This window comes from Flavobacterium sp. UBA7680 (assembly GCF_002482975.1).
Classification (GTDB): Bacteria; Bacteroidota; Bacteroidia; order Flavobacteriales; family Flavobacteriaceae; genus Flavobacterium.
Genome location: NZ_DLHA01000028.1, coordinates 330,587 through 353,234 on the forward strand (window position 1 = coordinate 330,587; position 22,648 = coordinate 353,234).

Here is a 22,648-nt window from a genome sequence, read left to right on the forward strand (position 1 = left end):
GATTATGGTTTATAAATTTAGAGTAATTCTAGACGCCGAAGAAGATATTTTTAGAGACATTGCTATTCTTGAAGAGGATACACTTGAGGATTTACACAATGCAATCTTCAACGCTTTTGGTTTTGACGGATCAGAAGTTGCTTCATTTTATACTTGTGATGAGACTTGGAATCAGGAAGATGAAATTCCTCTTTTTGATACTGGCGATGTTCCGGGTGAACAAAGAACCATGAGCGATTATCCGTTATCTAGTATTTTAGATCAACAAAATACTAAGATTATCTACGTTTATGATTTCATCAGCATGTGGACTTTCTTAGTTGAATTGGCCGCTATCGAAGATGAAGCTGTTGGCGCAATTTATCCTGAAACTTTATTCTCTCACGGTGAAATGCCAGACGAAGCGCTTGAAAAAAACTTCGAAGCAGATGATATGCACAACGACATCTACGGAGAATTTGAAGATGATTTAGACGAAGATGATCTTGATATGTTCGAAGGCGACGACAGCTTTGAAGATTATGGATTTGAGGAAAATTGGAATTGATTTTTTTGAGGTTCTAAGGGTCTGAGATGCTAAGGTTCTAAGTTTTTTATTTTGAAAGTTTTTTTCTTATTTTTTAATTCTTCGAATTAAAAATATTAAACATGAGTAATTTTAGAAGCTTGCTTATCTGGCAGAAATCGATGGCTTTGACAACCAAAATTTATTTTTCAACAAACAATTTTCCAAAAGAAGAAATCTTTGGATTAACTTCACAAATTAGACGTAGTTCTGTTTCTATCCCTAGTAATATTGCAGAAGGATTTGGAAGAGAAAGCGATAAAGATCTTTTACGTTTTTTAAATATTTCAGTTGGGTCTTTATTCGAAATGCAGACTCAATTAGAAATCGCAAAAAATATATCGTACTTAAAAGAAGACGATTTTAATAACCTATACGAGGACAGCCGCGAAGTAGAAAGAATGTTAGTTTCATTCATTAAAAAAATAAAGAACAGAAACTAAACCTTAGTATCTTAGCATCTTAGAACCTCAGCACCTAAAAAAATATGATCAATTTATTCAACACCCACATCGAGACGCTTGCGATACACCGCGTAGGGAACAAAAGCCGTAACGAAGCTATTTTTTTATCAGAGCAGCCATTTAATCTAAATGATGAAATTGTGCCTTTGATAAAAGAGTACTTCTTTAAACCTTTTAGAGAGAAAGAAGAAAACTATTATCAGTTTGCGCACGAAGTGGACTTGGATTACAACGACATGTTTAAATATGCAACGGAGATTTTTACTAATCCTTCTAATTTACAGGAGATTTCTAAAAAAATCACGACGCATTTATTTGAGCAGTCCAATCATCCGCATATTAAAAACGGAGAGGTTTATGTAACGTACTTAACAAACTTAAGTATTGATAATAATGTAGTTGACGCAATCGGAATTTTTAAAAGTGAGCTTCAAGCCGACTTTTTACAATTTGAAGAAAAAAACAGCAATCTTGAAATGATTTTGCAACAGGGAATCAACCTGAGCAAATTAGACAAAGGATGTTTGATTTTTAACTATAAAAAAGAAGAAGGATACAAAATTCTAACTGTAGACAGCAACCGTTACGACGCGCGTTATTGGTTAGAGCACTTTTTATCTGTAGATGCTTTTGAAGATGAAAACTTCATCACTAAGAAATATCTAAAATTCTGCCAGAACTTCGCAAAAGATGTAGTTTTACCAGCAGAAGACAAGAAAGAAGAAGTAATGTTTATGAACCGATCTGTGAATTATTTCGCTAAAAATGATCAGTTTGAAGAGCAAAATTTCCTAAATGAAGTATTAGACAATCCAGACTTAATTCCTGAATTCAAAAACTATAAAGTTGATAAAGGAGAAAAATACAGCATCGAAGATGTAACCTCATTCCCAATTGCTAACGCAGCAGTTTCTGACGCCAGAAAATCGATTAAAAACGTAATTAACCTGGATACTCATATTCAGATTAAAATGGATTTTATCAACCCTGAAAGTGCAGAAAAATTTGTTGAAAAAGGCTGGGATGAAGAAAAACAAATGTATTACTACTTAGTTTATTTCAACAAAGAAGAAAAAAGCTAAGAAGTTTTCATTTTCTATTACTTACTTAAAACAAAAAATGGCAGTTACAAAATGTAATTGCCATTTTTTTATTGTCCTTATTTTCGATATTATAAAATAGAAAAAACTGCTTTTACAATATCATCGTAAACTTGTTTATCTCTTTCTCCGGCACGGGCCAAAACCCGAATTCCGGAATAATTATTAAAGATGAATCGGGCTAAAATTTTCGCATCTAATTGTTTGGAAATATGTCCTGACTCCTGCCCTTTTCTTACGGCATTTGTAAAAACTTCTTCCATTGTCTGGCTGTTGTTTTTTACAATCTTAGCAATCTCTTCATCGTGCATTGCCAATTCTACAGAAGAATTTACCATAAAACAGCCTTTTGTAATTCTATCTTCGAGACTTTCTATAACCGCTTGTTTAAAAATAGCATGCAGAGTTTCTTTGACATTTTCAGATTTATCCAAAAGCTCTTTTACAGCATCTTGATTCTGTTGTTGATAGCGTTGCAATGACTTTGAAAACAATTTTTGTTTGTCGCCAAAAGTATCATACAAACTAGAGCGACTTAAACCTAAATGTGTTACCAAATCCTGGGCAGATGTTCCGTTGTAACCTTTGTGCCAAAAAATTTCAATTGCTTTATCTAAAGCCTGATCTTCATTAAATTCCTTCGTTCTAGCCATGACATCAAAATTAAATTTCTTTACAAATATAAGAATTAAACGGAACAATCGTTCCTGAATAAGTCAAAAAAATTATAATACTGTGTTTACAGTAAGTCCGCCATCAACCACAATTTCAGTTCCTGTAATGAATGAAGAATCATCAGAAGCAAGGAAACTAATTGTTTTTGCAACCTCAGAAGCTTGTCCAAAACGTTTCAATAAAATTTTGTTTCCTAAAGCAGCTCCTAAACCTTCAACTTCTTCTTTTTCTAAACCAACTTTACCATACAAAGGTGTTTCTATTGGACCAGGAGAAACTGCATTTACTCTGATTTTTCTTGGCGCTAATTCTGCAGCAAATATTCTGTTTAATGATAAAACCGCTGCTTTACTTGCTCCATATACGCTTGAACCCGGCATTCCTAATTGAGCATTTACTGAAGTATTAAAAATAATAGATCCGCCATCGTTTAAAATTGGCAATACTTTTTGAACTGTAAAATAAACCCCTTTTACATTCACATTCATAATACTGTCATAATGATCTTCTGAAGCTGAATCTACTGGAGCAAAAGCTGCGATTCCTGCATTTAAGAATAGAATATCTACTTTTCCAAATTGTGCTTTTACTTGTTCTACTAAACTATCAATAGATTTTAAATCAGATTGATCTGCAACGATTCCGGTAACGTTCAATTCTGTTTCGGCTTTTGCCAAAGCTTCTTTGTTTCTTCCTGTTACAATTACTTTTGCACCTTTTGATACTAAATCAGCTGCTGCTGCGTATCCAATTCCACTATTTCCACCTGTTACAATAGCTACTTTGTTTTCTAAATTTTTCATTTTATTTGTTATTTAAGTTATTGATTATTCAATTATTATGGTACAAAGATATAATAACGGAACGATCGTTCCGTTATTTATAACGTTAATTTTTTGTTAAAATAATTATTCACTTCAAGAAGTGCCATTTTATAAGGGTTTATATCTATGTAACTATAAACGAAACAAATCGTAAAATGTCGCCAATTCTTAATTTATGCTTAATTTTGTATTTCTAAAAACAAAAAAACAGATGGATCGTCTTTTACCAACCGAAAGTCCTTTCGAAACGATAATCTCATTTCATAAACTAATTGAATCTTTTGAGCAGATTGCTTTATCTAATGTCGATTACCGATCTAACTACGCCAAAGCGATTTTAAAAGAAATTGAAGCGTATCCGGAATTCAGAACAGGAATTCGCGATTACAGTACTATTAAGGATAATGAAGCTTTAATTAAAAACATTGCTGCTGACTTATTCCCTACGGCTTTAACAAACAATGAAATAAAAGCCATAACAATACCTTTTCAAAATATATCATTTAATTATACAGAGCGTTTCAAGAAAATTTTACGTAATGCCGGTGATGAATTTTACATGGAAATTCGTGATTTTGATGATCACCAATTCTATATCAATAACTGTTGTTTGATTTTAAGCGCTTATTATCATCAAAATATTGATTTTAATAAACCTTTTTTCTACGATATTCCGGATGAAGAAGGTGTAGAAAAACATTATCGTATTCTGTACAATGCCGATTTCATGGAAATCACTCCTACAGAAAATGCACCGCAGCTTACACAGGACGATATTGATATTTTGATTGATAATTATAATGATATTGATTTATGGAAATCTAAATTTCCTCCAAGAAGCTGGATTTTAAAAGGTTTCGGAATTGTTTCTTTATTTGATGCGACTACAGAAAGTGCAATCTCCAATTTAAAAAGTAATCTTTTAAAACCAGAAACCTCAAGAGTTGCTTCTACAGATATTATAGAAAACATCTTTAGATCTATTTTTAAAATTCCGAGTTTAAAAGTTGGTTTTATTATCTATAATCCTGAAGAAGAAAAATTTATAAGACCTATAAAGTTTGACAACCAAATGCAGAGTTTTTTACTTTCATCTGCTCAGGAAGTAGATTGTAAAAATGCTTTTTTTGGGTGTTCGTTTGAAAATCTTTTAGATAAAAAGGAACCGTTTGTGATTTCAAATGTTCAAAAATTTATCGAAGAATCTTCAAACCCAAAACTTGGTGAGCATTTATTAAGTCAGGGAATTCAAAGCTGTGTTTTTGCGCCAGTTATAAAAGATGACCATTTATTGGGCGTTGTCGAACTAGTTTCTGAAAATATTCGCGAATTAAACAGCGTAAATGCAACAAAACTAGAATTGGTTTTACCGTATTTAACAGATACAATTGATCGTTACAATACGGATATGCAGCATCAGGTTGAAGCTATTATTCAGCGTGAGTATACAACGATTCACCCGAGCGTTTATTGGAAATTCAGAAAAGAATCTCAAAATTATTTTCAAAATATAAATCATACGAAAGATTATATTTTTAAGGAAATTGTATTTAAAAATGTATTTCCGTTATACGGACAAATTGATATTAAAGGTTCCTCTGAACACCGAAATGAAACGGTTAAAATCGACTTGAAAAATCAGCTTACGGCTCTTTTGGAAATTTTCGATAATCAGAAACCGAATTCAAATCTGGTGCTTTTAGAGCAAAGAAAATTCGAATTGGAATCACTTCGAACTGAATTGGATTTTCCGCTAAAAGCAGATATGGAACAGCATATTCAGCGTTATATTGAAGAAGAAATTCATCCGATACTGAAAAATACCAAAGACAATGCTAAAAACAAACAGTTAGAAGAATTGTACTTTGAAAGTCTGGACGAAAAAACCGGAATGTTTTATCAGGAAAGAAAAAAGTTTGACAATGCGATGTCAATTATCAACAAAAGACTGGCTTCTGTATTAGACAAAAAACAGGTTGAAGCACAGCAAATTTATCCGCATTATTACGAACGTTTTAAAACGGATGGTGTTGAGCATAACTTATATATTGGAGCGTCGATTTCGCCAACAAAACCGTTTGACATTATGTATCTGCACAATTTACGTTTGTGGCAGTTACAGACTTTATGCGAAATGGAATTAGAGCATCATCAGCTTAAGGAATCGCTTCCGTATGAATTAGATGTTACTTCGCTAATTTTGGTTTTCAGTTCTCCGCTTTCTATTCGTTTTAGAATGGATGAAAAACGTTTTGACGTTGACGGAACTTATAATGCAAGATATGAGGTCGTTAAAAAACGTATCGACAAATCGAACATTAAAGGAACAAACGAAAGAATTACTGAAAAAGAGAAAATTACAATTGTATATTCTCAAAACAGTGAAGAAGCTGAATATTTAAAATACATTAAATATTTGCAGCACAAGAAAGTTTTAGAACCGTCAATAGAACAATTTGAAGTTGAAGATCTTCAGGGAGTTTCTGGTTTAAAAGCGATTCGTGTAAAAGTGATTAATAACGTAAATAATTCAAAAATAAAGAAAATTACTTATCAAGATTTATTAGATGAGCTCAACTAACAGTTGAGCTTTTTTTTGTCAAATTTTATAGAAATAGAACGCGGATGATACGGATTCGCTTCGCGAAGACGCAGATTACACGGATAAATATTTAACGCGGATAAATACAGAAAAAATCTGTTTTTATCCGCGTTTTCGCGAAGCGAATCCGTTTCATCCGCGTCTAATTTTTTTATGCATTTTAAAATTTAAATCGATTTAAAAGCAATTACAAACGCAATTACAGTAACAATAATTCCAAACATAAATAGATTGTACGCAATACGAAGTAAATTATACTTTCTCTGCAAAACCAATCCCAGATAATATAAATCTTTGATCATGTTCGAATAAAGATAATCTCGGTCTTTCATCATTTCGTTCATTGCCCAGTCGTATTCTTCTAAAGGCATTTTGTAGAAATTTCCAAAAAACAATAAATTAATCTTTTTATTCTCGATATCTTCTCTTGTAAAAACACCCGAAGTTACTTTTGGTCGTGTAGAAAGAATCGCAAAAATAATAGTGATTACGCTCGACATCAGCATAATAAATGTCGGAATAACTAAATGCGCATTTTTGGGACTGTCTAATTTTGGAATAATAGATGAAAGTGCAATCGAAATAATAATCGCATTTACAGATAATAAAATATTCGCTTTACTATCGGCAATTCCACTTAAACGCGTGTGATTTCCAAGCGTAACGCGAAATAAGGTATCAACGCCGCGATCTGGTTTTTCGACTTTTTCGCTTTTTTTATTTTCTTTTTCAAGCTCTTCTGCGGCTTTTAATTCCTGTTTATTTATTTTCTTTTGAATTAAAATCAGGTTTTTTTCCTTTAAAGGCTGCCATTTTTTTAAGGCATAATCGGTATAGAACCTATGTTTATTCAGTAAAAAGTCAAGGTTTTCTTTTGTCCATTCGGCGTTTGAAAAACTTACAATTCCTGTATTTTTTAACTCTAAACGCAATAACTCGATAGTTGTAACATATTCAGTTCCCATTAAATGGGCATAATCAGCATCTTTAATTATTTTTTCTAAATGTGTTTTTGGATGATAGTCTTTGGCTGTAGCCAAAATCAAACTAGAAACCAATTCGATAAACTTGTCTGATTTTTCTTTTTCTTTTAAAAAATCAACTGCAATCTTTACGCTCTTCGCTTCATGATCTTCGTAACCTTGAATATATCCTGTATCATGAAACCAGGCTGCAACTAAAAGTGCCTCTTTGTCATCACTTTCTACATCTTCCTTTTTGCAAAGCTCTTTTACCGCTGTAACTACTGTGAAAGTATGGTTAAAATTATGGTAAGAATATAAATTAGAAAGTTTATCTTTGAGTAAATTACCGACGAAATCCTCGGATTGTTCTATTAGATTCATAAAAGAATATTTTTATACCACTAAATTATGAAATTGTTTTTGGATATTCATTTTATTGCTAAGGTTAAAAAATTTTCATTAGCAATTATAACTTTAACATTTATTTATTCTTGTGCCACACATAAGGCGCAATACGGAAAAAATGTTAGCGCTAACGAAACAGAAAACGCAACAGATACAATAAAAATTGCCCACACCTTTTATCTTGTTGGAGATGCCGGAAATGCTGATCAAGAGCAGGCACAGCAAACACTTGAACTTTTACATCAAAAGCTTAAAAAAGCGAGTAAAAAATCGACTTTACTTTTTTTAGGAGACAACATTTATCCTAAAGGTTTTCCTACTGACAATGGTGATGATAAAGCTTTGGCAGAAACGAAACTAACAAACCAGTTAAAATTAGCGAAAGGCTTTAAAGGAAAAACAATTTTTATTCCCGGAAACCACGATTGGTACAGCGGTATAAAGGGTTTAGAATTACAGGCAGATTTTGTAACAAAAAGTTTAAACGATAAAAAAGCTTTTCTCCCAAGAAAATCGTGCCCAATTGAAGATGTAAAAATTGATAGCATTACAACGTTAGTAACTATTGACAGCGAATGGTTTCTGGAAGATTGGGACAATCACCCTACCATAAATGATAATTGCGACATAAAAACGAGAGAAGATTTTTTTAAAGAACTGGAAAGCATCTTAAACAAAAATCAGGAAAAAACAGTTGTTTTAGCGATTCATCATCCTTTATTAACTAATGGAAGTCACGGCGGTCAATATTCATGGGAAAAACAATTATTTCCATTAGAGAAAAAAATCCCGCTTCCGGTAATTGGATCTTTCATTAATTTATTGAGAAAAACATCTGGAGTAAGTCCGCAGGATCTTCAAAATAAACAATATACCATTTATGCAAAACGAATAAAGACGCTTTTGCAAAAGCAGCGAAATGTAATTGTAGTTTCCGGACACGATCATAACTTACAGTATATCAGCAAAGAAAATATTCAGCAGATTATCAGCGGCGCCGGATCAAAATCGGAAGCCGCAAGAGCTATAAATCCATTTGATTTTTCGTATGGCGGAAACGGTTATGCAGCTTTAACTTTATACAAAAGCGGCGACGCAAAAGTTTCTTTTTACGGAAATGAAAACAATAAAGAAAAACTGCTTTTTGAACGTGAAATTATAAAAGCAAAAGAAATCAACTGGGCATCGGATATTTCGAATAATTTCCCTTCAAGAATTACAACTTCTATCTATTCAACAAAAATGACAGATAAAAGTATGTTTCACAGATTTCTTTTCGGACAGCATTACAGAAAGTATTACAGCATGCCTATAGATGTTCCAGTCGCAACTTTAGATACTTTAAAAGGCGGTTTAAAACCTATTCGTGAAGGCGGCGGGCATCAATCTGTTTCATTAAGAATGTCAGATCCAAAAGAACGTGAATACGTAATGCGCGGCATGAAAAAAAGTGCTTCGGTATTTTTACAATCTGTGGCTTTTAAAGATCAATATGTGGTAAATGATTTTGAAGATACGTATACAGAAAGTTTTTTATTTGATTTTTATACGACTTCGCATCCATATGCTCCATTTGTAACGGGCAGTATGTCAGACAAAATTGGTCTTTTACATACCAATCCTGTTTTATATTATATTCCAAAACAAAAAGGTTTAGGCGAATTTAATGCGGGTTATGGAGATCAATTGTATATGATTGAAGAAAGACCCGCTGATAATCATTTAGACGCTAAAAACTTTGGAAATCCGAGTAATATTATCAGTACAGATGATATGATGATGAATCTTCATAAGGACGAAAAATATTCTGTTGACGAAAAAGAATATATAAAAGCGCGTTTATTTGATATGTTGATTGGAGACTGGGACCGTCACGCTGATCAATGGCGCTGGGCTGAGTTTAAAAAAGACGGTAAAGTTATTTACAAACCAATTCCTAGAGACAGAGATCAGGCGTTTGCAAAATATGATGGTGCGCTGCTTTCAATTTTAATGAACATTCCGGCATTGCGTCACATGCGCACTTTTAAAGATAAAATTGGCAATGTAAAATGGCTGAGCAGGGAACCTTATCCTATGGATTTGGCTTTTCTAAAAACGGCTGAAGAAAAAGACTGGATTGAACAAGCAAAGTTTATTCAGGATAATTTATCTGACAGCGATATTGAAAATGCTTTTAAAGCGATGCCAAAAGAAGTTCAGGACGGAACGGTTGACGATATTATTCGAAAATTGAAAATTCGAAAAAGAGACCTTCAAAAATATGCCGAAAAATATTCTGATGTTTTGAGTAAAACGGTTATGATTGCCGGAACAGATAAAAAAGACCGATTTGTTTTAAATCACAACAAGAAAAAAAGTATTGAAATTCAAGTTTTCAGGGTGAAGAAAGAAGGCGATGAATTGGTTTATACCAAAACGGTAAACGATGCTAAAACCAAAAATTTATGGATTTATGGTTTAGATGATAATGATGTTTTTGAAGTAAAAGGCGATCAAAAATCGAGAATTAAAGTTCGTTTAATTGGTGGTCAAAACAATGATACGTACAATATTGAAAACGGAAGAAAGGTTATTGTTTACGATTTTAAATCAAAAGAGAATACGTATAACTTAGATTCTAAAACTCAAACACAGTTAACTGACGATTACGATGTTAACCAATATAATTTTCAAAAACCAAAATACAATGTTGTTTCTGGTTTGCCAAATATTGGTTTTAATCCGGATGATGGTGTGAAATTGGGCGTAAATGTAAATTATACGGTAAATAATTTTAAGCAGAATCCGTACACGCAAAGACATGTTTTAAATGCTTTTTACTATTTCGCTACCGGAGGTTTAGAATTTAATTATGTCGCGCATTTCCCTGGGTTATTAGGAAAATGGGTTATTGATGTTGAATCACTTTATACCACACCAAATTTTGCGATGAATTATTTTGGTTACGGAAATGAATCTCAATATAATGATGATTTAGGAATGGATTATAACCGTGTCCGAATCAGAAAATTTAATGCTTCGACTGCCATTCGCCACGTTGGACGATATGGAAGTGAGTTTAGTGTTCAGCCAATTTTCCAAAGAATGACGGTTGAAGAAACCGAAGATAGATTTATCAACATTCCGAATATTGTAAATCCTGATATATTTAACAGTCAGAATTACGGAAGTTTAAAAGTAAAATATCTTTTCAAAAATTCTGATTTTGCTGCAAAACCAACTTTAGGAATGTATTTTATGATTGCGGGAACCTGGACAACGAACTTAGATGATACTAAGAAAAATTTTCCAACGCTTGAAAGTGTTTTAGGTTTTACACATAAATTGGATCATAACGGAAAACTGGTTCTAGCAACTTATGTAAAAGGGAAAGCTATTTTAAATAATAATTACGAATTTTATCAAGGTGCGACTTTAGGCGGTGATACGGATTTGCGCGGTTTTAGAAATGAACGCTTTTTAGGAAGTTCTTATTTCTCTCAAAGCTCTGATTTGCGTTTGAGTCTGGGTAAAATCCGTAAAACGATTGCTCCTTTTACCTACGGAATTTTAGGTGGTTTTGATTACGGAAGGGTTTGGCTTGATGGTGAAGATTCTAAAAAATGGCATCAGGATTACGGTGGTGGACTTTGGCTAAATGCAATTAATGTTTTAACGGCCAGAATCTCTTATTTCAAATCTCCTGATGAAGTTGGGAGAGTTATTTTTGGAGCAGCTTACAGTTTCTAGGTTCAGAGGGACAAAGGTTCAAAGGTTCAAAGGTTTTTGCCACGAATTACACCAATTTTCACTAATTTCTATTTAAATATAATTCGTGGAAATTAGTGTAATTCGTGGCAAACTTTTTATTTCAACTTAAATTCGTATACATTCCCTCCTATTTTGTTTGTTTTTTCGTCGGCTACGAGTAAGGTGTTGTTGTCTTTAAAAACTATGGCTTCTTTTTGAGAAAAGTGATTTAGGCTTATTTCGGTTTGGGTTCCTTTGTGGAATAAATCTCCTTTGAAACCTTTAAATAAAACTATTTTATCGTGACTTAATAAAACTACTTTTTTTCCATCAGGACTTATCGTTGCGCTTGTTAAAACGCAGTGATTGTAATTACTGCAGGTTTTAAACTCTCCTATTTTAAGGGCTTTTTGAGTTCCTTTTGCATTTTTGATTTTGTAGATAAAAGCAGTTCCGTCAAAACCTTTACTTCGGTTTTTGGTAAAAAGATAAAAATAACCGTTGAGTTCAAAGAAACCTTCAACATCGTAGAATAATTCTTTTTTCTTCGGAGGAAATTCGGTTTGTTCCGGATACGAGAATGAGATTTTATATTCGGCGGAAGCCACATCTTTATTCAGTTGATTTTTAGCCACTTTATAAATACACAAATCTCTGCGTTCGTTATCGTTATTTCCGAAATCACCAATGTAAATATTTCCGGTTTTATCTTTGGTAATATCTTCCCAGTCCACATTTGTGGCATTTGAGATTGTAATTGTCTTTTCTAATTTTCCTTTAGAATTGATCGCATAAATTGCATTTTTATTTCCGCTGTCTTCCAAAGTGTAAATCAAATTTGTTTCTGGGAAATAAGCAATTCCCGAAACTTCTTTTAATTTCTTCGGAAGCGAATAAAGCGTTTTCAAATCATCACCAGATTGTTGCTGACAAGCTAATAAAACAATAGAAACAGCTACTAAAAAAGACTTTTTCATAAGATTGATTTTTTTTAAAACCATATAAGTTATATAAGAAAATTTAAGTTTTGCTTTGTGGATATAACTTGTATTGATTTTTTAAATCATATAAGGAATTCACGTTTTGCTTTAATGAACTTATATAACTTATATGGTTTAACCTTTTAAACTAAGTTTGTGTTTTTAAAATTACGGATAATGAATTCAAAAGCGGCCTGCATGATGTGTCCCATTGATCTTGCGTTTTTAAACTTCATATCGTTTGTGTATCGGTACAATTCCATTTTTAATTGGTTTAAATGTTCCTCTGTCGAAATGGTATCGTGACACATTATATTCAATAATTTCTTAATTCTGTTTTCGGCAGAATGGATTCGTTTTGCGAGAATTGCTCTTTCTTCATCTTTATATTGAATGATCGAACGTTCTTCCAGTTTCTCTTTAATCAGCTGAATCATCGGAGAGTTTTCTTTAAAAAACTGCGGACGATATACTTTGAAATTTCCTTCGTAACATTGCTGATCGAAATCGATTGGACGAATTTTATAAACTACCTGATCAAAATCATGAATTGGTACAATTACATAATTATATGCTCTCATATCGCCCAAAAGCCTGATCATACAGCGTTCGTTAAATTTAACGAATTCTTTGGCGATTTGCGCTTTCTCCATTTCGGTACATTTATCGAGCAGCGTATCCATAAAAACATCGCCGGGAATCCCAATAATATGTTCTTCGATTAAAGTGTCATTATAAACTAAAAAGTTGATTTTATCCGGCGATAGAATATCTTCTAATTCTAATCCGTAAATCCTTGAAGCATCGGCTTTTTTAATATAAAAGTGAACGTAATTATCGTTGAGAATATTACGGACTTTAATTCTAAAGGGTTTTGAATTTCCAAAAGTACAATAGTCGATGGCATCAATATTTAGAAACTGAATAATCTCGCTATTTCCATCAGAATGCAAAAGCGAATAGATTTTCTTTAAATTGAGGTCAATTTCATTTCTTTCAAATTCATTGTAATAAACCCGAATCCACAGTGTATCGGTTTCGTTTTTATCATAAACATTAACCGAACCTGAAAATCGCAATAAGTCATCATAAAACACAGATACTTTCGATATACGCTCGTATCTGTCTAAATAACTTAAAAGTGGCTGTGTTAAAGGAAAAGAAGGTTTCTTTAACACCATCAACGGTTCGCTCATTTTGAATATCTTTATTACAAATTTACATCAATAAGATGATAAAAATAAATTTGACGTAACAATATAGAATTTGAATCGTCATACTAAAAACTAAAACCGAAATAAATTTGGAAACCATCCTTACCATTCAGAATCTCAGTAAAAGATACGGGCGCATTCAGGCGCTTAAAAATGTATCTTTTAGCATACAAAAAGGCCACGTATACGGAATACTGGGCCCTAACGGAAGTGGAAAATCGACCACTTTAGGAATTGTTTTAAATGTTGTAAACAAAACATCAGGCGATTATAAATGGTTTGACGGAAATGTACAAACACATGAAGCTTTGAAAAAAGTTGGTGCTATAATCGAGCGTCCGAACTTTTATCCGTACATGACTGCCGAAGAAAACCTAAAATTGGTTTGTAAAATTAAAAGCATCAATTATTCTAAAATTGGAGAAAAGCTTGATCTTGTTGGTTTATCTGAAAGAAAAAACAGCAAATTCAGTACTTTTTCTTTAGGAATGAAACAGCGTTTAGCAATTGCATCGGCACTTTTAAACGATCCTGAAATTTTAATTCTTGATGAACCTACAAATGGTTTAGATCCGCAGGGAATTCACCAAATTCGAGATATTATTAAAGAAATTGCCTCACAGGGAACTACAATTTTACTGGCTTCGCATTTATTAGACGAAGTCGAAAAAGTTTGTTCTCACGTTGTTGTTTTGCGAAAAGGCGAAGTTTTATATTCTGGTTCTGTGGATGGAATGTCTGCAAATGAAGGTTTCTTTGAAATTTCTTCAGATGATAATCTGGCGCTGAAATCTGCTTTACACAGCCATCAGGCCGTTGCAGAAGTTAAGGACGAAGATGGAAAAGTTTTGGTTTACTTAAAAGCCGATTTATCTGCTCAGGAATTGAATCAGTTTTTATTTTCAAAAAATATTATTTTAAGTCATTTGGTCAAACGTAAAAATAGTTTGGAAGCCCAATTTTTAGAATTAACAAAAAATACAAATCCAAAAATCTAACTAAGCCATGAAAAGACTTATCTCTATAGAATTGCAAAAAATCTGGTTGAATAAAGCCAGTCGTATTTTAACTTTAACCTATTTCATTTTACTTTCATTTATAGCTTTAATCGCTTCTATCAAGTTTGATATAGGGCCATTTAAATTTCACTTAGCCGAAATGGGAATTTTTAATTTTCCTTTCATTTGGCATTTTAATACTTTCGTTGCCGCTTTTCTTAAATTTTTCCTAGCAATTGTAATTGTTTCCATGATGGCAAACGAATACAGTTATGGAACATTAAAACAAAACTTAATTGACGGTTTAAGTAAAAAAGAATTCATTTTATCTAAATTTTTAACGGTAGTTGTTTTTGCATTATGCTCTACAATTTTCGTTTTTGTAATGAGCTTACTTCTTGGTTTAAGCTTTTCTTCTTACAATGAATTTGATGTCATTTTCATGGATTTAGACTATTTGTTAGCCTTTTTTATAAAACTGTGCGGGTTCTTTTCTTTCTGTTTATTCCTTGGAATTTTGGTAAAACGTTCTGCTTTTGCTTTAGGTTTTTTATTAGTCTGGAGCATTCTTGAAGGCATAATAAAAGGGATTCTTGTTTTTAGAATTTTCCCAAACAGTAATACCGGTGATTACATTATGCAGTTTTTTCCATTAGAAGCAATGTCGAATCTAATCATCGAACCTTTTTCGAGATTATCAGTAATAAAAAGTATAGGAACTCAAATTGGTGTAGAAAATACCAAAGATTATAGTGTACACTACCTTGCAATTCTGATTGTTGCAATCTGGGTATTTTTATTTGTATATTTTTCTTACAAATTATTAAAAAATCGGGATTTATAGTATATTTGTTATACTATGAATCAGGCAAAAAGTTTTTTAATTATTTTATTTTTATGCTGCTTATCTACAAAGGTAAATGCGCAGTTTATCACTATTGATGATCAAAAAACACCGCAGCAGCTTATTGAAGATATTCTGGTGAATAATTCATGTGCTGCTGCTACAAATTCAACAGGTAACGGAGATAATTTCAGGCCTGGAAAACAGAGTTTTGGTTATTTTAATAGTAACGGAAGTAATTTTCCTTTTGCCGAAGGAATAGTATTGGCAACATCAACTGCTGAAAGTGCCGTTGGGCCTTTTGTTAGTGACTTAACAAGCAGCGACAGTCCTAACTGGCTTGGTGACAGCGATCTTGATCAAATATTAGGCATTCATTCTATAAATTCAACAGTATTAGAATTTGATTTTATTGCTTATACAAGTGCATTGAGCTTTAATTATATTTTTGCTTCCAATGAATATCAGTACGATTATCCTTGTGAGTTTTCAGATGGGTTTGCTTTTTTAATCAAAGAAGTTGGAACCTCAGATCCTTATAAAAATTTAGCTGTATTGCCTAATACAACTACACCTGTTTCGTCTATAAATATCCGCCCGAAAATTGAACCCGGAACAAGACCCGGCGGAATTAATTATCAAGGCTGTGCGGCTGCAAATGAAAATTATTTTCATGGTTTAAATAACAATACCAGTCCTGTAAATTATGCCGGACAAACGACTGTTATGACGGCGCAGACTACTGTAACAACAGGAAAAACATATCATGTAAAATTGGTAGTGGCCGATGATACGTATCGCTATCTGGAATCTGCCATTTTTCTTGAGGCTGGAAGTTTTGCCTCAAAAATTTTACTTGGACAAGATCGTACAACTGCCACAAATAATCCTGCTTGTTTTGGAGAAGAAATCGACCTGAACAGCAATCTTGATCCTGCCACTTATACTTTTAGATGGTTTAGAAAAACTGACCCTACTAATATTCTTAGCACAAACTCAACTTATAAGGTTACAAGTGCTGGAAATTATAGAGTTGAAGCTACTGTAATTGGTACAACTTGTATATTATCTGGAGAAATAAAAATTGATTACGCTCCAGAAATTCTTTCCTCAAATACTTCTTTATTTCAATGTGATGATAATACAGATGGAATTTCAATTTTCAATTTAGATAAAGCCAACAACATTGTTAAAAATAATGCTGTTTATATTATTAACGAAGGGTATTATGAAACATTAGCACAGGCACAAGCTAAAAACAATAAAATTGTAAAGCCTGAAATGTATATCAATAAATATGCAGATCAAATTGTGTATGCCAGATTAGAAAATGAATTTGGTTGTTTTAAAATTGCCGAAGTAACCTTAAAAATTGCACCAACATCAATCCCTGATCCGGGTCCGATAAGTACTTGTGACCGAGACGAAATTCAGGACGGGCTTTATCAATTTGATTTGAATACAGAAGTTACGCCAGTAATAACTGCCGGACTTCCAAGCGGATTAATTGCTACTTATTATTTAAATGCAAATGATGCTTTGGTCGAAATAAATCCTTTGCCAAATATCTTTAAAAATACAACGGCTTTTAATCAACGAATATATGCAAGAGTTGTAAATGGACCAGATTGTTATGATGTTGTACCAGTCAATCTTGTCGTTAATACTTTTGATCCGCCAAATTTTCAGGATGAATCGAAGTTTTTATGTCAAAATGGAGATACAACTTTGTCTGTAGCAGCTGCTTTTAGCAGTTATTCATGGAATACTGCACCAACAAATAATACTAACACCTTGCTAGTTAATAGTCCTGGCGATTACTCCGTAACCGTAACAGATGCAAATGGCTGCGAAAAAACGAAAAATTTCAAGGTTATTTTATCTGAACCTGCTATTATAACCAATGCGGTTGTAAAAGATTTTTCAGGAAATGAAAACTCTGTTTCTATCGAATATACCGGAGTTGGGAATTATGAATTCTCATTAGACGGAACTACTTTTCAAAATGAACCGCTATTTACAAGTGTACCTGCAGGAACTTACACGGCAGTAGCAAGAGATAAAAATGGCTGCGGATTGTCTAATGCTTTTGTGGTTTATGTTTTAGATTATCCTAGATTTTTTACGCCAAACGGTGATACTTTCAATGACTTATGGCTTATTGGCGACTCCAATTTGTTACCAAATTACACTTTAAATATTTTTGACCGCTACGGAAAACTCTTGAAACAAATGAACCAAAACAGTCCGGGATGGAATGGTATTTTTAACGGACAACTGCTCCCTTCTGATGATTATTGGTTTACTTTAATTTTTGTAGACGGCAAAAATGTGAAAGGACATTTTAGTTTGAAAAGATAATTTTTTTCAAATTCCAAATTAGAAAAATCCAAATTCCAATTGCTTAAAAAATTCGAATTTAAAGCATAAAAAAAATCCCAAACTCCTAATGGAATTTGGGATTTTTATATTGAAATTTAAATCTAATTAGATTTTAAATCTTTTTCTATCAGTTTCTGTCAAATAGATTTTTCTCAAACGAATAGATTTTGGAGTTACCTCTACATATTCATCTTTTTGAATATACTCTAATGCTTCCTCAAGAGAGAAAATAATTGGTGGAATAATTCTCGCTTTTTCGTCATTTCCAGAAGAACGAACGTTAGATTGTTTTTTCTCTTTCGTTACGTTTACACACATATCATCACCACGAGAGTTTTCACCAATTACCTGACCTTCGTAAATTTCAGCATTTGGTTCAACAAAAAACTTACCACGATCTTGTAATTTATCGATAGAATAAGGAATAGCTTTTCCTTTTTCCATAGAAATCAATGAACCTTTGTTACGTCCGGCAATTTCTCCTTTGTAAGGCTCATATCCAATAAAACGATGTGCCATAATAGCCTCACCAGCTGTTGCAGTAAGTAATTGGTTACGTAATCCAATAATTCCACGAGATGGAATATTAAATTTCACAATCATACGCTCCCCTTTAGTTTCCATACTTAGCATTTCACCTTTACGCATAGTAACGAACTCAACTGCTCTACCTGAAAGATTTTCTGGTAAATCGATTGTCAATTCCTCAATTGGCTCACATTTTTTACCATCAATTTCTTTGATGATAACTTGTGGCTGACCAATTTGTAACTCATACCCTTCTCTTCTCATTGTTTCAATAAGAACAGATAAGTGAAGTACTCCACGGCCAAAAACCATGAATTTATCTGCAGAATCAGTTTCACCTAACTTCATAGCTAAGTTTTTCTCTAATTCTTTTGTCAATCTTTCTCTAATATGACGAGAAGTTACAAATTTACCCTCTTTACCAAAGAAAGGAGAGTCATTAATTGTAAACAACATACTCATAGTAGGCTCGTCGATATCAATTGTTTTTAGACCTTCCGGATTTTCAAAATCAGCAATAGTATCACCAATTTCAAAACCTTCAACTCCAATGATTGCACAAATATCTCCAGCAATAACTTCTTGTACTTTTTTACGACCAAGTCCTTCAAAAGTATGAAGTTCTTTGATACGAGATTTAGATACAGTACCATCTCTTTTTACTAATGAGATTGGCATACCTTCTTTAAGAACTCCTCTTTCAAGACGACCAATAGCGATACGACCTGTAAATGCTGAGAAATCTAAAGAAGTAATTAACATTTGTGGTGTTCCTTCAGAAACTTTAGGAGCAGGTACATTTTGAACAACCATGTCTAATAACGGCTCAATGTTTTCTGTTTGGTTTTTCCAATCATCAGACATCCAGTTGTTTTTAGCAGATCCATAAACAGTTGGGAAATCCAATTGCCATTCTTCAGCACCTAATTCAAACATTAAGTCAAAAACTTTTTCATGAACTTCTTCAGGAGTACAGTTTTCTTTATCTACTTTATTAATAACTACACAAGGTTTCAAACCTAAGTCAATAGCTTTTTGTAATACAAAACGCGTTTGCGGCATCGGACCTTCAAAGGCATCCACTAGCAAACATACACCATCGGCCATGTTCAATACACGTTCTACTTCACCTCCAAAATCCGCGTGGCCAGGAGTGTCGATAATGTTGATTTTTGTTCCTTTGTACTGAACAGAAACGTTCTTAGAAGTAATAGTAATACCTCTCTCACGCTCTAAATCGTTATTATCAAGAATTAAATCACCTGTATTTTCGTTGTCACGAAATAATTGACAGTGATACATAATTTTATCAACCAAAGTGGTTTTACCGTGATCGACGTGGGCAATAATTGCAATATTTCTAATAGATTCCATTTGTGATTTTTAATGGGTGCAAAAGTACACTTTATTTTGATAAAAAAAACGTTTCTGCGATAGTTTGCGTATATACAAGTAATTAGTTCATTAATCTAGTGTTAATTTGCACCCTAAAATGAACTTTACTTATTGTTTAGTTATAGTTAATTTAACTATATTTGAGTAATGAAAAGTAAAACTCTCCAAATTACTCTCGTTTACGTTATCATATCGCTAATTATGGCAATAGTCTGTCATAATTTACTCATAGACTACTTTTTTGAAGCAAAATACTCTTATTTCTTTTTTGCAAAAGATGTCTTTTTTATAATCTCTACCGCTTTCATTTTCAAATATATACTCTCAATAAATGAGACTAAAAATATTTCTGTTTTTCAGAAATTAAAAAGCACAAACGAGGAAATTAAGGAGTCAAATGAAAAATATGACATTGTTGCAAAGGCGACAAGTGACACTATTTGGGACTGGAAAATTCAGGAAGATACCATAAATTGGAACAAAGGAATTGAGAGCGTTTTTGGCTATAATCCGGAAGAAGTTGGAAAGACTTCAAAGTGGTGGTTTGACAAAATTCATCCCGAAGACAGCATTCGAATGTCGATCAAATTATACTCTTTTATCGAACAAAAAACAGAAAAATGGCAGGATCAATACCGATTTAGATGCGCCGATGGAACGTATAAATATGTTTTAGACCGAGGTTTTTTACTAAAAGATGAAAACGGAAGAGCTATTAGAATGATTGGAGCAATCCAGGATATTACCAAACAGAAAGAAGAAGAACAGCGATTAAAACTTTTAGAAACTGTAATTACACAATCTAAAGATTCAATTTTAATTACCGAAGCCAACTCACAAGACCGCAAAATACCAAAAATTGTTTATGTGAATCCGGCATTTTCGCAAATGTCCGGTTATGAATCAAATGAAATTATCGGAAAATCAACCAATATCTTTAAAGGTCCAAAATCTGATTCAGAAGAATTAAAAAAACTTTTGCTGGCTATAAAAAATGAAGAAGAATGCGTAATTGAAACCATAACGTATACTAAAACTCAAGAAGAATATTGGGTACGTTTTGCAATGATCCCTATTTTTAATAATGAAGGAGCAATCACACACTGGATTTCTATTCAAAGAGATATTACAGACGAAAAGAAACTGGAAACAGAAAAAGAACATCTTATTAGAGAACTTACACAAAACAATAAAGATTTAAAACAGTTCTCCTATATAACATCGCACAACCTTCGTGCACCATTATCTAATTTAATCGGACTTTTAAATCTGATTGAAGATATTCCTATTGAAAATGAAGAACTAGAAGAAATTCTGGCCGGTTTTACAAAATCAACTCATTTATTAAATGAAACTATAAATGATTTAGTAAAAGTAATTATCATAAAAGATAACCCTTCCATGCAAAAAGAAGAGGTTTCCTTAAAAGAAGTTTTTGAAAATGTTTTTAGCCAGCTGTCTTTTCAAATTGAATTACATAAACCTATCATCAAATTAAAATTTGACAGAGTTCCGCTTTTAATTACCAATAAAGCTTACATTGAGAGCATTTTATTGAATCTGCTTACTAATTCTATAAAATACAAATCGGAAAACAGAAAATTAAAAATATCAATTACAGCAGATCAAATAGATCATCACGCCATTTTAACCTTTAAGGATAACGGAATTGGAATTGATCTGGAAAGAAATCGTGACAAAGTTTTTGGACTTTATCAAAGATTTCATAATTATCCTGACAGTAAAGGATTAGGTTTGTATCTTGTAAAATCTCAGGTAGAAACTATGGGAGGAACAATTAGTATTGATAGTGAAGTCAATAAAGGCACCACATTTACTATAACATTTAAAAATTAATACATTATGCTTGAGCAAATTTTATGCATTGACGACGATCCAATTACGTTGATGTTATGCAAAAAAGTAATTTCAAAATCTTCATTTTCGCATGAAATTATTACTGCTCAAAATGGCGAAGAAGCATTACACCATTTTAATACTTTAAAATACACCAACAATAAAAACAAAGTAAACAAAAAACCGGAATTAATTTTTTTGGATTTAAATATGCCTGTAATGGGAGGCTGGGAGTTTTTAGACCATTTCACTTCTGCTGATTATGCCGAATTCAACACCGCAAAAGTCATTGTATTATCTTCTACAATTGATCCCGATGATTTAGCGAAAGCAAAAAAATATCCCATTATAATAGATTTTCTTTCAAAACCTATCACTCAGGCTATGCTTGAATATCTTAAAAAGAAAATAAGCTAAAACGAAATAAAATTTAAAATACAAAAATTCCAAATTCCAATACACATAAGTATAATTGGAATTTGGAATTTTTTTAATTGGAATTTTTCAATATGGTATAAACAAAAAAAGTCCTCTAAAAGAGGACTTTTTGTATATTTAGGAAATTGTAATTAATTACAATTTAGCAACATGCTTAGTCAATTTAGACTTCAAGTTAGAAGCTTTATTATCATGAATGATGTTCTTTTTAGCTAATTTATCAATCATAGAGATTACAGTTGATAATTTTGCAGCTGCATCAGCTTTATCAGTAGCTATTCTTAATGCTTTAATAGCATTACGAGTAGTTTTGTGTTGATATCTGTTAAGAACTCTTCTTTTTTCGTTACTTCTGATTCTTTTTAATGCTGACTTATGATTTGCCATTTTCTTTTAATTTTAGATGTAATAATAATTATAAATACTAGTTAAAAAAGAAAAACCTCCCACAATTGTAAAACAATCACTTTGGTTTTAACTAATAAAACAAAAACCGAGACACCAATTTTTATTTTACAAAACTTATTTACAACTAATTTTGTAGTCTGTAAGGGAATCGAACCCCTGTTACCAGGACGAAAGCCTGGAGTCCTAACCCCTAGACGAACAGACCAGTTTCATTCTAAGTTTTCTTCAATTTAAATAAAATTGAAATTGTAGTCCGTGGGGGAATCGAACCC

General features: G+C 32.5%; 17 protein-coding genes and 1 tRNA gene. 10 read left to right on the forward strand and 8 right to left on the reverse strand.

Annotated elements, in window-relative coordinates; all coding sequences use genetic code 11:
• The first annotated feature begins 4 nt into the window (after positions 1-4).
• The 3 genes from B3C18_RS12055 (at position 5) to B3C18_RS12065 (ending at position 2,111) form a co-directional block, all read left to right on the forward strand.
• Positions 5-547, forward strand: coding sequence for an IS1096 element passenger TnpR family protein (locus tag B3C18_RS12055; protein ID WP_291146976.1), 543 nt, complete (start codon positions 5-7; stop codon positions 545-547).
• A gap of 101 nt (positions 548-648) precedes the next feature.
• A complete protein-coding gene (locus B3C18_RS12060; RefSeq protein WP_291146978.1) occupies positions 649-1,008 on the forward strand; it encodes a four helix bundle protein in 360 nt (119 codons plus the stop codon).
• A gap of 44 nt (positions 1,009-1,052) precedes the next feature.
• Complete coding sequence (locus B3C18_RS12065) at positions 1,053-2,111, forward strand: nucleoid-associated protein (protein WP_291146980.1); 1,059 nt, start codon at positions 1,053-1,055, stop codon at positions 2,109-2,111.
• A gap of 89 nt (positions 2,112-2,200) precedes the next feature.
• Here the strand turns inward: B3C18_RS12065 and B3C18_RS12070 are convergent, their stop codons facing one another.
• The gene (locus tag B3C18_RS12070) at positions 2,201-2,782 is read right to left on the reverse strand and encodes a TetR/AcrR family transcriptional regulator (protein ID WP_291146982.1); all 582 of its coding nucleotides are present in this window, start codon (positions 2,780-2,782) and stop codon (positions 2,201-2,203) included.
• 72 nt (positions 2,783-2,854) lie between these two features.
• Complete coding sequence (locus B3C18_RS12075) at positions 2,855-3,607, reverse strand: SDR family oxidoreductase (protein ID WP_291146984.1); 753 nt, start codon at positions 3,605-3,607, stop codon at positions 2,855-2,857.
• A gap of 232 nt (positions 3,608-3,839) precedes the next feature.
• Between B3C18_RS12075 and B3C18_RS12080 the strand changes: the two genes are divergently transcribed.
• Positions 3,840-6,209, forward strand: coding sequence for a GAF domain-containing protein (locus B3C18_RS12080; RefSeq protein WP_291146986.1), 2,370 nt, complete (start codon positions 3,840-3,842; stop codon positions 6,207-6,209).
• Between the two features lie 188 nt (positions 6,210-6,397).
• On the opposite strand, the gene B3C18_RS12085 is transcribed toward B3C18_RS12080, so the two are convergent.
• Positions 6,398-7,576: a Pycsar system effector family protein gene (locus B3C18_RS12085; protein WP_291146989.1), complete on the reverse strand. Its 1,179-nt coding sequence runs from the start codon at positions 7,574-7,576 to the stop codon at positions 6,398-6,400.
• A 27-nt stretch (positions 7,577-7,603) separates the two neighbouring features.
• On the opposite strand from B3C18_RS12085, the gene B3C18_RS12090 reads away from it, so the two are divergent.
• Positions 7,604-11,332, forward strand: a complete 3,729-nt coding sequence (locus tag B3C18_RS12090) for a metallophosphoesterase (protein WP_291146991.1) — start codon at positions 7,604-7,606, stop codon at positions 11,330-11,332.
• A 116-nt stretch (positions 11,333-11,448) separates the two neighbouring features.
• Here B3C18_RS12090 and B3C18_RS12095 read toward each other — a convergent pair whose 3' ends face one another.
• Together B3C18_RS12095 and B3C18_RS12100 are read right to left on the reverse strand one after the other, a co-directional pair.
• On the reverse strand, positions 11,449-12,309 hold the full coding sequence (locus B3C18_RS12095) for a hypothetical protein (protein WP_291146993.1): 861 nt from the start codon (positions 12,307-12,309) through the stop codon (positions 11,449-11,451).
• Positions 12,310-12,455: 146 nt separating this feature from the next.
• A complete protein-coding gene (locus B3C18_RS12100; protein ID WP_256635738.1) occupies positions 12,456-13,508 on the reverse strand; it encodes a hypothetical protein in 1,053 nt (350 codons plus the stop codon).
• Positions 13,509-13,615: 107 nt separating this feature from the next.
• Here B3C18_RS12100 and B3C18_RS12105 point away from each other — a divergent pair, with 107 nt between their 5' ends.
• Genes B3C18_RS12105 through B3C18_RS12115 form a run of 3 tightly spaced genes read left to right on the forward strand, consistent with a single transcriptional unit; the run spans position 13,616 to position 17,729 of the window.
• The gene (locus B3C18_RS12105) at positions 13,616-14,524 is read left to right on the forward strand and encodes an ABC transporter ATP-binding protein (protein WP_053473857.1); all 909 of its coding nucleotides are present in this window, start codon (positions 13,616-13,618) and stop codon (positions 14,522-14,524) included.
• Positions 14,525-14,531: 7 nt separating this feature from the next.
• Positions 14,532-15,368, forward strand: a complete 837-nt coding sequence (locus tag B3C18_RS12110; protein WP_291146997.1) for an ABC transporter permease — start codon at positions 14,532-14,534, stop codon at positions 15,366-15,368.
• 15 nt (positions 15,369-15,383) lie between these two features.
• Positions 15,384-17,729 (forward strand): T9SS type B sorting domain-containing protein, encoded by a 2,346-nt coding sequence (locus B3C18_RS12115; RefSeq protein WP_291146999.1) that lies wholly within the window; start codon positions 15,384-15,386, stop codon positions 17,727-17,729.
• A 126-nt stretch (positions 17,730-17,855) separates the two neighbouring features.
• Here B3C18_RS12115 and typA read toward each other — a convergent pair whose 3' ends face one another.
• On the reverse strand, positions 17,856-19,652 hold the full coding sequence (typA, locus tag B3C18_RS12120) for a translational GTPase TypA (RefSeq protein WP_253788779.1): 1,797 nt from the start codon (positions 19,650-19,652) through the stop codon (positions 17,856-17,858).
• A 222-nt stretch (positions 19,653-19,874) separates the two neighbouring features.
• Here typA and B3C18_RS12125 point away from each other — a divergent pair, with 222 nt between their 5' ends.
• Entirely contained in the window at positions 19,875-21,530 is a 1,656-nt protein-coding gene (locus B3C18_RS12125) for a PAS domain-containing sensor histidine kinase (RefSeq protein ID WP_291147002.1), read from the forward strand.
• Positions 21,531-21,536: 6 nt separating this feature from the next.
• The gene (locus B3C18_RS12130) at positions 21,537-21,947 is read left to right on the forward strand and encodes a response regulator (protein ID WP_291147004.1); all 411 of its coding nucleotides are present in this window, start codon (positions 21,537-21,539) and stop codon (positions 21,945-21,947) included.
• Positions 21,948-22,103: 156 nt separating this feature from the next.
• Here the strand turns inward: B3C18_RS12130 and rpsT are convergent, their stop codons facing one another.
• Together rpsT and B3C18_RS12140 are read right to left on the reverse strand one after the other, a co-directional pair.
• Positions 22,104-22,355 carry a 30S ribosomal protein S20 gene (gene rpsT, locus B3C18_RS12135; protein WP_053473851.1) on the reverse strand — a complete coding sequence of 84 codons (252 nt, stop codon included), beginning with the start codon at positions 22,353-22,355 and terminating at the stop codon, positions 22,104-22,106.
• Positions 22,356-22,509: 154 nt separating this feature from the next.
• Positions 22,510-22,581: transfer RNA gene (locus B3C18_RS12140), tRNA-Glu, on the reverse strand.
• Positions 22,582-22,648 lie beyond the last annotated feature (67 nt).